The organism is Acidovorax sp. FG60, from assembly GCF_057808995.1.
In genome coordinates this window covers 143689-155798 of the sequence record NZ_JBMDJC010000002.1, presented here as the reverse complement: position 1 = coordinate 155798, position 12110 = coordinate 143689, and the positions used below count along the sequence as shown (strand labels likewise).

Below are 12110 nucleotides of genomic sequence, written 5' to 3'. Positions count from 1 at the left end.
GCGTGAAGAAGAAACAGAATCAGGAGAAGACGAAGAACGCATGGCAAACCAGTCCAAAAGCGGTGAATGCAAAAGCCAGTAGCAACGCGGCCCACACCCGCCTGGGTAGCGGCGGGCACATAAGGTCGCGTGCCCGCACCCACCCCACGGGGGTGAATGCAAGGGCGAAAACGAGAAGGGGATGCGCTATAGAGCGCAGGCTGCCTGGGGCCCGACGCGTGTCAGGCCCGCTGGGCTGGCGGAGGATCGCGTGCCGCAAACGGCCAGCGCACCTGCTGGGCCGTGAAGGGTTCTGCGCTGTGCGGCGCGATGGCGCTGGGTTCTGCGGGGAGTTGCGGTTGGCGGGCCGGTGCATGCGCCAGCCCCGCCTCCAGCGCGTGGGTCAGGCACCAGGCGCAGGTGGTGTGTGTCTCTTCGCTGTGTTCGTCGCTGGCTGCTGAGCTGGTTGCCAACGCATCCACATCGCCTGCGGTTGCCGAGGCTGTGGCGCTGCGCACCAGTTCCTGAATGTGCCGCGCCTCATGCGTGGGCGTGCCTGCCAAGGCGTTGAACAACGCCACCAGCAGAAGCACGATGTGGAACGGCAGGACGGGGATGGTGCGGCGCAGCATGAGGGGATGCGAATCATACTCAACTGCGGGTGGTGGCTTGATGCCAGCTGCCAGCGAGAAAGTGGCGGCGGACCGGCTCCGCACGTTCTCAAGCTATAGTTGGTTCGGTTGAAACTTGCCGGGTTTTACAGAATTTATAACCCTGGATTTTGAACAGGTCTATAGCTGCAAACTTGGACCGCAAGGCATTTGGGAATCCGTGTCCAGAATATCCCTCATGGTCCAGTTTATCCAGCAGGTTTTGCGGGATACATCACATTAGGCCCCACAAAGTGAATCTTAGTCTTACCTTCCACGACAACAAAACGGGACACCAAGACATTGTTCTTCGCTTTGCCGGGGAAGAGTGGATATGCGATTCCTATTACTTCGCAATCGACAACGAACTTCTTCCTGAGGCCGAAGACGATCGAAAGATTCGCGCAGTTCTCGTGCGACTTCATGAACAATGGCTTGAGGCTGTACAGGAGCTGAAAGCTGATGAGGTCGCTTATCTGCCATTTGACTTTTCAGACCAAGGCAGTGGCTGGTTGCGCTGCACCGCTACTTCTACTGGGTATTCGGTCGTTCAAGGTTGGTCGAGCGTAGAAGGCTGGTCATTCTCCCCTTCAGCAGTTGGAGGGCTTTTGCACAAACTCGAAGACTTTCGCGCTAGCGGCCCCGCCTTGGAAGTCGCGGCTAGTGATCTTCAGGCCGCCATTCGTGGGTCTGCCGCGTGTGCGGCTAACCCTTCCACGGAGAGGGACGTCGAAGGGCTATCGCCCTCGGCCGCCCCTCATGTCAAACGCTAGACCGCGATGCAGCTAGCAGTTCGGTACACATTTTGGGCGGTGGCGGCAATCCTGCTCGGTGCCGCCATGACCAGCGCTCTTCAGCAGCTCACCGGCGCTGAACGGTTCGATGCTGTTCCACCCTGCACCCTCATGCTTACGGGGGCAAGCGTTGGCTACCTCGGTACGCTCTTTGGTACTCCTTCCGGCGGCGCCAGTTGTGAGACTGAGAGTGAGGAAGAGCCAGACAATACGGCGGACGGCGATCTGACGTAGTTCTCTAAATCTTTCTCAGACCGGTCGCTCTAACTGCTTCTTGGACACTGACGATCAGATGCTTTCAATCCGACTAATAAAAACGCCAGCAAGCGCTGGCGTTTTTCTATGATGGAGGAGCGATTACCCCTTCTGCACCATCTTGATAATGCTGGAAAAATCCAGCCCCCCATGCCCCGCCAGGCTGTGCGCCGCATACAAATTGCGCGCCATCCCCCCCAGCGGCGTAGCAGCCTTCACCGCCATCGCGTTCTCCTGCGCCAGCCCTAGGTCCTTGAGCATCAGGTCTGTGCCAAAGCCACCCGCGTAACCCTTGCTCGCAGGCGCGGTTTCCATTACGCCGGGGAAGGGGTTGTACTTTTCCAGCGCCCAGTTGCCGCCCGAGCTGCGGCGCATGATTTCGCTCAGCACCTTGGGGTCCAGGCCGTTGGCCACGCCCAGGGCAATGGCTTCGCTGGTGCCAGCCATCAGGATGCCCAGCAGCATGTTGTTGCAGATCTTGGCCGTCTGGCCTGCGCCCACGCTACCTGCGTGGAAGATGTTGGCGCCCATTTTTTCGAGCACGGGGCGGGCGCGTTCCAGGTCGGCGGCGTCGCCGCCCACCATGAAGGTGAGGGTGCCTGCAATGGCGCCGCCGGTGCCGCCCGACACGGGGGCGTCGATAAAGGCAACGCCCTTGGCCTTGGCGGCCTGGGCCACCTTGCGGGAGGTGGCGGCTGCGATCGTGGAGCAGTCGATGATCAGCGTGCCCGCAGGCAACTGGGCCAGCAGCTCGCCCGCACCGAGGAACAGGCCTTCCACATGCTGGCTGGCGGGCAGCATGCTGATGACGACTTCGGCGCCTGCGACGGCCGCCTTGGCGTCGGTGGCGATGGGCACGCCGTCGGCCGCCAGCTTGTCGCGGGCGGGTTGGGAGAGGTCGAACGCGCGCACTTCGTGGCCTGCCTTGTGCAGGTTGTGTGCCATGGGGCCGCCCATGTTGCCGAGGCCGATGAATGCGATTTTCATGCTGTGTTGCTCCTGGATGTCGTTGTGATGGTGAAAGGGAATGGGGACGGGTTTAGTATGAATTTGATAGCTAGAAAGGCTTGTCCATAGCGCGGTAACGGCCTAATAAGCTTGAAATCTAGGGGCTGATGTCGGCCCCACGGCTTGCCAGCTCGGCGCGCAGCACCGAGCGGTGGCAGCGGGCCTCGTCTTCGCAATAGCAGCCCAGCGACATGGCGCTGTGGTGCGACAGCGCGGCCAGTAAATCGAGCGTGCGGCTGGCCTCGGGCTGGGCCAGTTCTTTGCGGAACTGTTTGGCGAAGGCCTCCCACGCCTTGTCGCCTTCTTGGCCGGTGGGCACCTGCTGGCCCTGGGCCATGATGTCGGCGCTGGGGGAGAGCAGGGGGTACCACACGTCGTAGTAGTCACGGCTGGCGAACTCGGCCTTGGGCACGCCACGCGGCGGGCGGCGCACGGTGCCGATGCGGGTGCCTTCCCCGGCGGCGCGCGGGGTGCCAAGGCGGACGATGCGAAGGGGCATGGTGGTGGGCTCCGGGTTGGGTGGGGCAGATCAGTCGTCGGCTTCGAAGATGCTGTGCTTCTTCGCGGCGGCTTTTGTCTTCGGCTTGGTGCCGGTGCTGGCGGGTGCTTTCTTCGCTGCAGCCGGGGTGTTGGTTGTTTTCTTCTTGCGCGGCGAGGCCTTGGCCAGTGGGTTGTAGGCAAGGGCTTCTTCGACCCAGTAGTTCCACTGCGCGCGCGTGGCGTAGCCGTTGGGCTCCACCCAGAAGTAGCCCTGCATGCCGCCGCCGGGCGAGAGTTCGCGGGTGTTCTGCATCTCCTGCAGTTCGCCGTGGCGGTCGGGTGGCAGGCGCACCAGCAGCTCTTCACCTTTGATGCCAATGCACAGCTTGCCGTCCACAAAGAAGCAGTAGCAGCCAAACATGGTCCGCTCTTCCACGTCGCTGCGGTGCGCGAGCGCCGTGCGGACGGCGTCGATCAGGTGCAGGGTTTCGTCGGAGAGGGGGCGGGCGGGCATGGGTTCTGATTCAAATGTGCTGCTACCGCCTGTTGGATAAGCGCTGGCAGCTATGAAAACAGGAGTAAACGCTCAGCGAATCACCTCCGTCGCATCCCCATCCAGCATGCGCCGCGCAATGATGACGCGCATGATTTCGTTGGTGCCTTCCAGGATCTGGTGCACACGCGCGTCGCGCAGCAGGCGCTCCAGCGGGTATTCGCGGATGTAGCCGTAGCCGCCGTGCAGTTGCAGGGCGTCGTTGATGACGGAGAAGCCTGCGTCGGTGGCAAAACGCTTGGCCATGGCGCAGTAGGTGGAGGCGTCGCGTGCCCCCGCGTCGAGTTTGCTGGCAGCCAGGCGCACCATCTGGCGGGCGGCGACCAGTTCCGTCGCCATGTCGGCCAGCTTGAACTGCAGCGCCTGGAAGCTGGCGATGGGTTTGCCAAACTGCTTGCGGTCTTGCATGTACTGCTGGGCGGCATTGAGCGCGCCTTGGGCCGCGCCCACCGAGCAGGTGGCGATGTTGATGCGGCCGCCGTCCAGACCCTTCATGGCGATCTTGAAGCCTTCGCCCTCGCGGCCCAGCAGGTGGTCGGCGGGGATGCGCACGTTGTCAAAGCTGATGGTGCGCGTGGGCTGGCTGTTCCAGCCCATCTTCTGTTCCTTCTTGCCATAGCTGATGCCGGGCGCATCGGCGGGCACGGCAAAGGCGCTGATGCCGCTGGCGCCGGACTGTGCATCGCCCGTGCGGGCCATGAGCACCAGCACGTCGGTGCTGCCTGCGCCGCTGATGAAGGCCTTGGCGCCGTTGATGACGTATACGTTGCCCACCAGCTCGGCGCGGGTCTTGAGCGAGGCGGCGTCGGAGCCTGCGCCCGGCTCGGTGAGGCAGTAGCTGGCGAGCTTTTCGCCGGTGGTCAGCCGCGGGCCCCAGTGGTCGCGCACGGCGGGCGTGGCCCAGGTGCCCAGCATCCAGGTGGCCATGTTGTGGATGGTGATGAAGGCGGTGGTGCTGGGGTCCACCGCTGCCATTTCTTCAAAGACCAGCGTGGCGTCCAGGCGGGGCAGGGCGAGGCCACCGGCGGCTTCGGGCGCGTACAGGCCACAAAAGCCCAGCTCGCCCGCCTTGGCGATGGCTTCTTTCGGGAAGATGCCTTCTTCGTCCCAGTGCGCGGCGTGGGGTGCGAACTCAGCTTGTGCAAAGTCGCGGGCCGTCTGGGCAAAGGCGCGTTGTTCTTCGGTGAGTTCAAAGTCCATACTGCTTGTCTCGTTGGTTCTTGTTGTTCTGGGGTGGAGTTTTTAAGGCTTGGCAGACGGATGGTCCAGCGTCAGCCAGCGCATCAGGCCTCTGCGGCGGTTCTCGGTCTCTGCGGTGAGGCAGTCGTGGTACAGGCGCGGCCACTCGGGTTCTGACTCGCTGGCGCGTGTGGCCTGCTTGCAGCGCGTGATGCGGTCGCGCTGCCAGTTGGTGTGCTCCTGGCGCAGCTGGGGGCGTTCATGGGCCGACAGGGCGCGCATCACATCACCGTAGAGGATGGCGATCTGCGTGTCCGCGACCTGGTAGGCCTTGACTGCGCACGCGTTGGTCTCTTCCAGACTACCGGCGTCGCGGCACGCGGCGCCTGCCTGGGCATAAACACCCGGGCTCAGCAACAACGCACCCACGGCGGTTGCAGTTACGGCCACCGTTGACACCCAATTCTTCAGTTTGAAAATTTGCATGTCCTGCTTTTACCACCGACCAATGCAGTCGAAACCGGCGCGGCCCAACGCCAGCGCCACCGTGCAAGGGCCGCCATCTCACGGTTCAGGCACGGGTGGCGTCCCCCTTCTGCATGGCGCAGCGATGCAGAGAAAAGGGGGAAGCGGCGCAGCCGCTCAGGGGGTTATTTCAGGCTAATTGTGGTGTTGACGCCCTGGCTCACCGTGCTGTCATCAAACCAGCGGGCCGTTACCGTCTTGGTCTGTGTGTAGAACATGACGACCTGCTTGCCGTAGGGGCCCAGGTCACCCAGCTTGGAAGCGCGCGAGCCGGTGAACGAGAACAGCGGCACTGGCACAGGGATTGGCACGTTGATGCCGACCTGGCCCACGTCGATCTCTTCCTGGAACTTGCGTGCTGCCGCACCCGACTGGGTGAAGATGGCGGTGCCGTTACCGTTGGGGTTGGCGTTGATGAATTCGATGGCTTCGTCGATGTCGGCGGCGGGCACCAGGGCCAGCACGGGGCCAAAGATTTCCTGGTCGTAGATGGCCATGCCGGGCTTCACGCTCGAGAAGATCGTGGGGCCCACAAAGTTGCCCTTTTCATAGCCGGGCACCACGGGCTTGCGGCCATCGAGCTCCAGCGTGGCGCCGTCGGCAATGCCGCGCTCGATCAGGCCTTCCACGCGGGCGAGGGCGGCGCAGGACACCAGTGGGCCCACATCGGTGCCCTTTTCGGTGCCGCCGTTGACCTTGAGCGTCTTGGCCTTGGCCACCAGCTCGGGAATCCACTTTTGCGCCTCGCCCACCAGCACCACCACGGGCAGGGCCATGCAGCGCTGGCCAGCGGCGCCAAACGAGGCACCGGCAATCGCGTTGAGCGTTTGCTCCTTGTTCGCGTCGGGCAGGATGATGGCGTGGTTCTTGGCGCCCATCATGCATTGCGCGCGCTTGCCGGCCAGGGTGGCGCGGTTGTACACATGGGTGCCCACCTTGGTGGAGCCCACGAACGACACGGCCTTGATGTCCTTGTGGTCGCAGATCGCGTTCACGGCCATTTCGCCGCCGTGGATCACGTTGAGCACGCCGGGTGGAATGCCGGCTTCGAGCGCCAGCTCTACCAGGCGCATGGTCACCATCGGGTCTTGCTCGGAGGGCTTCAACACAAAGGTGTTGCCCGTGGCAATCGCCATCGGGAACATCCACAGCGGGATCATGGCCGGGAAGTTGAAGGGGGTGATGCCTGCGCACACGCCCAGTGGTTGCAGCAGGGTGTAGGTGTCGACGCCACCGGCCACATTGTTGGCCAGCTCGCCCAGTTGCAGGTTGCCGATGCTGGCAGCGTGTTCGACCACTTCGAGGCCACGGAACACATCACCTTCTGCATCCGGCAAGGTCTTGCCTTGTTCTGCCGTCAGGATCGCGGCCAGCTCGGCCATGTTTTCGCGGATGAGCTGTTGGTACTTGAGGAAGATGCGGGCGCGGGTGCCGATGGGCGTCTTCTTCCAGGTCTTGAACGCTTCCTTGGCCGAGGCCACGGCGGCGTCGATTTCTTCAGCGGTGGCAAACGGCACGCGGGCCAGCACCTCTTGCGTGGCGGGGTTGACCACGTCGCGCCACTCGGTGGTCTTGGATTCGACGAACTGGCCGCCGATCAGCAGCTTGACGGTGGGGGCCAGTGCGGCCACGTTGGTGGGTGCGTTCATGGGTTTGTCTCCGGGGTGGTGAAGGGCCTGCAATGGGGCCAACCTGTGCATGGTATGCGTGCAAATATGTAATTGCAATGCGTCAAATTGCAATTTGGATGTGCTTTTACGCACGGTCTTGGCGCGCGGCCCCTTGACTGTGCCCCTGTCCTTCATGGGCTCATGGGGGCGGGATAGATCTCAGGGGTTCGTGCTTTGCCGAATGGGCTGTAGGGACCCACAAAAAAATGGGGCAGGCCCTGTACGGCCTGCCCCATTTTTGGGTGTTTGCCAGCATTCGCTGGCGCAGCACGGTGTGCTCAATTTCTAGAGGGAAAAATGCCTTGCAAAGCGATGATGAAGCTCACAGCGAGAGAGGGTTGCATCACGGAAACGGGCGAGTTGTTTCCAGCGCTTCCGGTGTTGCCATTGCTCACCGGTAGTTGCGTATTGGCGCTGGCACTGGGCGCGTACTGCGCATTGCGCTGGTTGGACGCTGCCGGTACGGTACCTGGACCGGGCTCCATGAGCGTGCCAAGGCTGGTTGTTGCGGGTGATGAGAGAGAGACGGTGTGCGTGTGTGCCGGTAAATTTGTGGAGATCAAGGTGACATTTTCAGTACCCTCAATCTCACCCAGGACGCGGAGTGTAAGTCCCGGACCCTGACCATGGCCCATGGGAACTCGCCCTCGCAGATCGGGCAGGCCGAAGGTCGTTTGCCCGTTTCCTCCATACGTGGTGCCCAGCAGGGCAAACAATGCAGAGTTTTGTGCAATAGAGATAAGTTGGCCGTTGCAAAACGCCCAGCCGTTGGGGGCAAAGGTGCCTCCGAACATTCGTATTTCACCGATAAAGGGTTGGGACATGGGTTTCCTCTTTAAGTCAAAAGATAGCCAGTAGTCCAGCCGCGTTGTGAAACGGCTGTTCCTGGTGTGTGGGTGGGGCGCAGGACTCGGGCGCTGGCTCCCAAAACGGGGTTTTCCCACAGAGGGCCTTCACTGTCGCTAGCTGCATTAGCCCAACGGCGCTCCCCACGGGGGCCCGCAAGGAGGCTATTGGGCAGACTGGCCCACAGTTCGCGAGCACGGGCCCCCTGGGGTGCAGCGGCCAGCGCTGCACCGAGGGTGGCGCCAGCCTCGGCCCCCAGCAGTGCAGCCGCCGTCCAGCCTAGGCCCGCTTGCGCGAAGCGGGTCTTCCATGCAGTGTCGGCGAATTCGTTCGAAGGCCAGGTGGCAACGGTGTGCGCCTGAATGCCTGGGGGGTGTTCAGTCAGCCAGGGCAAGCCTGCCAGACTTGTGTGCAGCGCCGCCGAGTGCTTTTGCCACCATTGCGCAAAGCGCTGCGACTGGGGGCCCGAATACAGTGCAATCACCGCATCGGGCTGGTAGGAAATGATGGACTGCTTCAGGCCCCCAAATTCGGAAGCGTTGTTCGGCATGTCGGCAATGTGGCGGCCCACCACCTTCCCACCCAGCGCCTGCCAGCGTTGCTGAAAAGACTGCAGGAAGTCAAAGCCCGACTCGTGCCGCCCCATGCTGAGAAAGGCGCGCGGACCACATTGCGCGTACACCCTGTCGGCGAGGGCTGTGGCCATGGCACACAGCTCCAGGCTGTGGCGAACCGTCAGCGGGTGGGTATCAGACTGCGAAACCATGTCTGCGCCCGTGTCGCTGATCCACAGTGGCACGCCTGCCGACTCTGTCAAGGGCGACACCTTGTTTGCCAGCGCGGGAGGCATCCATCCCATCACCGCGTCAAACGGCCTGGCTTGAAGCGCCGCACCCACTGCCTTGGCAGGCGCTGATGGCAGCAAGCCTGCAGTCAGCCAGGTCAGGGCGACTTGGGACGAGGCTCCGGCCTGGGCCAGCCCTAACTCCACACCTTGCTGGTAGTCACGGGTCAGCTCCGGCAGCTTTTCAGAGCTGGGGGCGATGGCCAAGATGCGCCAGCGTGGGTTTGCTGTGCCCAGGGAGTTCAGGAGGGGGGTGGAAGCCTGAACGCCGGTGGCCGCTGCAGCCCCGCCGGTGGCCAGAAAATGGCGTCGATGCAGTGCCGCAATCATTGCAGTGCTTCCTCAGACTGGATGGTAACTGCCGCAGGGTGGCTGCGCCGCTGCGCATGGAGCTTCTCGTAGTGAGGTGCGATCCACTGCGCAGTCAAGGATTGGAGAAGGTCGCTTGCCATGCTGTGTTTGGTTTGTGTATCTGGTTCAAAGACTTCGTGGGGTTGCTTGCCGTGCCGCGTGGCGCGCTCGCGCATTCTTTCTCGATCCGCGTGCGAGACCTGCCATCGCATGTGGGGGAGCACCTGTGTTTCGATGGCATCGGGCAACTGGGCGTAGTCGAGCAACAGCGCGCGTGTGGGGTCGAACTGCTGCGCCATGGCTGCGTAAATACTGCCAAGCATCTGGGCGCAATACTGCTCGGCAGACATGGCGTGCATTTCGGCAGGGTTGACCCCACCAAAGTTATGGCCCAGCGCGCCTTGGACCATAAAAAACGCACGCTCGCGCATCTGGGAGACCAGCACCGCGAGCGGCTCGCGGGTGAGGAAGACCCAAGGCGCATCGGGCCAGGCTTTTGCAAACAGCGCTGCCTTGTCGGTGTTCCAGGCGTCCTGCTTGAGGCTCATGGTCTGCAGCGGTGGGCTGGCGCTGTCGCAGCGTTGCGCCCAGGCGCTGGTCCACGCGCGCAACGCACGGACTACCTGGGCTTCGTCGATCAGGCCAGAGGCCAGCGCCTGTCGTACCAGGAAGTCCACGGGGCCCGGCTCAGACAGTTGCAGGTGGTGGGGGCTTTCTGCCAGCGTTTGTGTGATCAGGGTGGACCCGCAGCGCGACACATGGAAGATGACGAGCGAAGGATCGAGACCTGGGGATTGCTCATGCCAGGCCAGCAGGTCGTGAAGCGGCGTCTGGCGCCGAAACGCCAGGTGGAAGGGGTGCCTCAGCTGATTCTGGATGCCATGCTGGAAAAACGGTTCACGCAGCGGCGCGTCCAGCAGGCGAGCCCAGTCCACCATCACCTGGCCCTGTGCGATGTAAAAGCGAATGGGTCGCCAGCCGCTGAAGTTCACAGTACCCATTGCTCAGTCCATGCGCGGCGCCCGGCCTTCATGGCCGACTCCACGTCCGATGCGTCAAATTGAAAGCCCGCGGCCTGCCCCATGTGCACTGACTCACGCACGAAGTCGGCCAGGTTGGTGATGGTGCTGAGTCGCTCTGCATAGTCAGCGTTGGTCCCCACCAGGTCGCGGAACTGGATGAACTGGCGCCACGGGTCATCCGCGTCGGGCAGGGGGTCACCGCAGTCGCTCGCGCGCAGGGCATCGACCAAGCGCATGTCCACCGAGGTGTCGGCTACCAGGTGGACTCGGCTCAGGGTGCCACGGTTGCGCACCCGGTGCGGGCGCGACACATCCACATACCAGCATTCGCCAGCGCGCAGCGGAATGCGCTCTCCATCCACATGGAAGAACACCCGTTCGCCGGTTTGTAGCGGCACATGCAGGCGAGCCTCACCGCGCCCCACACACAGGTCGGCGTCGGTGTGCTCCTTGATCTCGCAGCCCGGCAGCAATTGCATCAGCCGCACGGACTTCCATGGCAATGCCATGGTGTCCAGCATGGCGCGCAGAGTGGGGCATTGGTCCAGGGCCGGTGTGTCGGCATAGCGCGAGGCAGCCACATCCACGGGAACTACATCGATAGGTGCCTCGGGCGCAGAACGCAGCGCCAACGCCTGCCATCCCCCGTCATGGCGGCCTTCATTGAAATGGGTGCGCCAGAGGGAGGCCGGCAGCGCATTCACCTCTGCCAGGGCGGCGGGGGTGTCAAACCGCCAGGGCAGCCGAGCTGTCTGCGCGCCCTGCACCCACAGGCCCCGTGGTGGCAGTTCAGCAAGCGATGATTCCGCAGACGTCATTGCGTGCAGATGGCGTAAGCACTGCAGGCGGTCGTCAAAGCGGGAACGCGGTAGGAGTTGAGCAGGCGGACTGACCAGCCCTGCACCCCGGCCGCACAAGCACCGCCTTCGACGGGGCGGTTGGCCGCCACGTATACACCGTCTGCTTCGATCCCCCCAGCGCCACTGGCCCCTTCGTACCCGCCGCCGATGACTTTCTCGCCCGCATTGCAGCAGGAGGTCACAGCGCAGCTGTCTGCCGTGCCTGTGCCAGTGGCTGGCCGAATATTGACAGTGATCGCGTTGCTGCCTGCGGGACCCTGGGGGCCGGTGGCCCCTGTGGCGCCTGCCGGGCCCACCGAGCCGGTGGCACCCGTGGCGCCGGTAAGGCCTGCTGTTCCTTGGGCGCCGGGTGTTCCCGCTGGTCCGGTAGCGCCTGTAGCGCCGGCCGAGCCCGTGGCACCCGTTGGACCTGCGCTGCCCGTGGCTCCTGTCGCTCCCGCCGGGCCTGTGGCGCCCGTAGCCCCTGTCAGGCCCGCCGGGCCTGTTGCTCCTGTTGCACCGGTGGCGCCTGTCGCTCCGGTGGTGACCCCGGGGGCACATTGGCCCAGACGCCCGGTCGGGCCGTCAAAACACAGCACATTGGCATTGGTATTGGCCGTTCCCGAGAGACTGGGAACCCGCACTTCGCCAGAGTCTTGTACGCGCAGGCGCTCGGTATTGCCCGGCCCCTTGACCACGAATCCACCACCTGCCGGGGGCGTGAAACTTATATCCGCAGCGTGGACGGACACAGTGGCCAGTGCCAGGCAGGCCGGACCAGCCCAAAGCGACTTATAGGGAAAAGTGGTGCGTTTCATAGAGGTTGAAGGCTAAGGATGCGGGTGGGCAAAGCAGGGCAGGACAGGACAGGCCCCGTGGTGCGAAAAGATGGGAGGGGTGACAAATGGCCCGTGGCCGCGAAGGTGAACGCCCTGGACAGGCGCGGGAGCCGGTGGAACCCGTTGCACGGCATGGGCATGCCGGCAGACAGCCCCGGAAGCTGCGCGAATGCGTTCATCTTTTCTCCCTTGCGCTGAACTGTTGCTGGCCGCCATGGCGGGTGTGTAGACCCGTTTGGCTCTGGTTGCGGTGCGCTGCCCTGTTCTGTGTGCAGG

13 protein-coding genes are annotated in these 12110 nt (G+C 63.4%); 1 reads left to right on the top strand and 12 read right to left on the bottom strand.

Annotated features, from left to right (window positions below):
- Positions 1–221 precede the first annotated feature (221 nt).
- A complete protein-coding gene (locus tag ACODS0_RS03520; RefSeq protein WP_488832864.1) occupies positions 222–611 on the bottom strand; it encodes a DUF2946 family protein in 390 nt (129 codons plus the stop codon).
- 272 nt (positions 612–883) lie between these two features.
- Between ACODS0_RS03520 and ACODS0_RS03515 the strand changes: the two genes are divergently transcribed.
- Positions 884–1402, top strand: coding sequence for a hypothetical protein (locus ACODS0_RS03515; protein ID WP_488832862.1), 519 nt, complete (start codon positions 884–886; stop codon positions 1400–1402).
- A gap of 378 nt (positions 1403–1780) precedes the next feature.
- Here the strand turns inward: ACODS0_RS03515 and mmsB are convergent, their stop codons facing one another.
- The 11 genes from mmsB to ACODS0_RS03460 form a co-directional block, all read right to left on the bottom strand.
- A complete protein-coding gene (gene mmsB, locus ACODS0_RS03510) occupies positions 1781–2683 on the bottom strand; it encodes a 3-hydroxyisobutyrate dehydrogenase (protein ID WP_488833252.1) in 903 nt (300 codons plus the stop codon).
- Between the two features lie 100 nt (positions 2684–2783).
- On the bottom strand, positions 2784–3185 hold the full coding sequence (locus tag ACODS0_RS03505; RefSeq protein WP_488832860.1) for a DUF488 domain-containing protein: 402 nt from the start codon (positions 3183–3185) through the stop codon (positions 2784–2786).
- A gap of 30 nt (positions 3186–3215) precedes the next feature.
- The gene (locus ACODS0_RS03500) at positions 3216–3680 is read right to left on the bottom strand and encodes a TfoX/Sxy family protein (protein ID WP_409888775.1); all 465 of its coding nucleotides are present in this window, start codon (positions 3678–3680) and stop codon (positions 3216–3218) included.
- A 72-nt stretch (positions 3681–3752) separates the two neighbouring features.
- Positions 3753–4919, bottom strand: coding sequence for an acyl-CoA dehydrogenase family protein (locus ACODS0_RS03495; protein WP_488832858.1), 1167 nt, complete (start codon positions 4917–4919; stop codon positions 3753–3755).
- 42 nt (positions 4920–4961) lie between these two features.
- Positions 4962–5384, bottom strand: a complete 423-nt coding sequence (locus ACODS0_RS03490) for a lysozyme inhibitor LprI family protein (protein ID WP_488832856.1) — start codon at positions 5382–5384, stop codon at positions 4962–4964.
- Between the two features lie 164 nt (positions 5385–5548).
- Positions 5549–7072 (bottom strand): CoA-acylating methylmalonate-semialdehyde dehydrogenase, encoded by a 1524-nt coding sequence (locus ACODS0_RS03485; RefSeq protein ID WP_488832854.1) that lies wholly within the window; start codon positions 7070–7072, stop codon positions 5549–5551.
- 299 nt (positions 7073–7371) lie between these two features.
- Positions 7372–7917 carry a phage tail protein gene (locus ACODS0_RS03480; protein ID WP_436129197.1) on the bottom strand — a complete coding sequence of 182 codons (546 nt, stop codon included), beginning with the start codon at positions 7915–7917 and terminating at the stop codon, positions 7372–7374.
- Positions 7918–7928: 11 nt separating this feature from the next.
- A complete protein-coding gene (locus ACODS0_RS03475; RefSeq protein WP_436129198.1) occupies positions 7929–9113 on the bottom strand; it encodes an ABC transporter substrate-binding protein in 1185 nt (394 codons plus the stop codon).
- Complete coding sequence (locus ACODS0_RS03470; protein ID WP_488832851.1) at positions 9110–10135, bottom strand: sulfotransferase; 1026 nt, start codon at positions 10133–10135, stop codon at positions 9110–9112. Before ACODS0_RS03470 ends, ACODS0_RS03475 begins: the two co-directional genes overlap by 4 nt.
- Positions 10123–10974 (bottom strand): aspartyl/asparaginyl beta-hydroxylase domain-containing protein, encoded by an 852-nt coding sequence (locus ACODS0_RS03465; RefSeq protein ID WP_218301181.1) that lies wholly within the window; start codon positions 10972–10974, stop codon positions 10123–10125. The genes ACODS0_RS03470 and ACODS0_RS03465 overlap by 13 nt, the downstream gene beginning before the upstream one ends.
- A complete protein-coding gene (locus tag ACODS0_RS03460) occupies positions 10971–11813 on the bottom strand; it encodes a collagen-like protein (protein ID WP_199726989.1) in 843 nt (280 codons plus the stop codon). The genes ACODS0_RS03465 and ACODS0_RS03460 overlap by 4 nt, the downstream gene beginning before the upstream one ends.
- Positions 11814–12110 lie beyond the last annotated feature (297 nt).

Bases quoted from the DNA above. Each gene is read 5' to 3' on its own strand.
- ACODS0_RS03520 (WP_488832864.1), bottom strand. From the start codon at position 611: ATGCTGCGCCGCACCATCCCCGTCCTGCCGTTCCACATCGTGCTTCTG.
- ACODS0_RS03505 (WP_488832860.1), bottom strand. From the start codon at position 3,185: ATGCCCCTTCGCATCGTCCGCCTTGGCACCCCGCGCGCCGCCGGGGAA.
- ACODS0_RS03500 (WP_409888775.1), bottom strand. From the start codon at position 3,680: ATGCCCGCCCGCCCCCTCTCCGACGAAACCCTGCACCTGATCGACGCC.
- ACODS0_RS03495 (WP_488832858.1), bottom strand. From the start codon at position 4,919: ATGGACTTTGAACTCACCGAAGAACAACGCGCCTTTGCCCAGACGGCC.
- ACODS0_RS03490 (WP_488832856.1), bottom strand. From the start codon at position 5,384: ATGCAAATTTTCAAACTGAAGAATTGGGTGTCAACGGTGGCCGTAACT.
- ACODS0_RS03485 (WP_488832854.1), bottom strand. From the start codon at position 7,072: ATGAACGCACCCACCAACGTGGCCGCACTGGCCCCCACCGTCAAGCTG.
- ACODS0_RS03480 (WP_436129197.1), bottom strand. From the start codon at position 7,917: ATGTCCCAACCCTTTATCGGTGAAATACGAATGTTCGGAGGCACCTTT.
- ACODS0_RS03475 (WP_436129198.1), bottom strand. From the start codon at position 9,113: ATGATTGCGGCACTGCATCGACGCCATTTTCTGGCCACCGGCGGGGCT.
- ACODS0_RS03470 (WP_488832851.1), bottom strand. From the start codon at position 10,135: ATGGGTACTGTGAACTTCAGCGGCTGGCGACCCATTCGCTTTTACATC.
- ACODS0_RS03465 (WP_218301181.1), bottom strand. From the start codon at position 10,974: ATGACGTCTGCGGAATCATCGCTTGCTGAACTGCCACCACGGGGCCTG.
- ACODS0_RS03460 (WP_199726989.1), bottom strand. From the start codon at position 11,813: ATGAAACGCACCACTTTTCCCTATAAGTCGCTTTGGGCTGGTCCGGCC.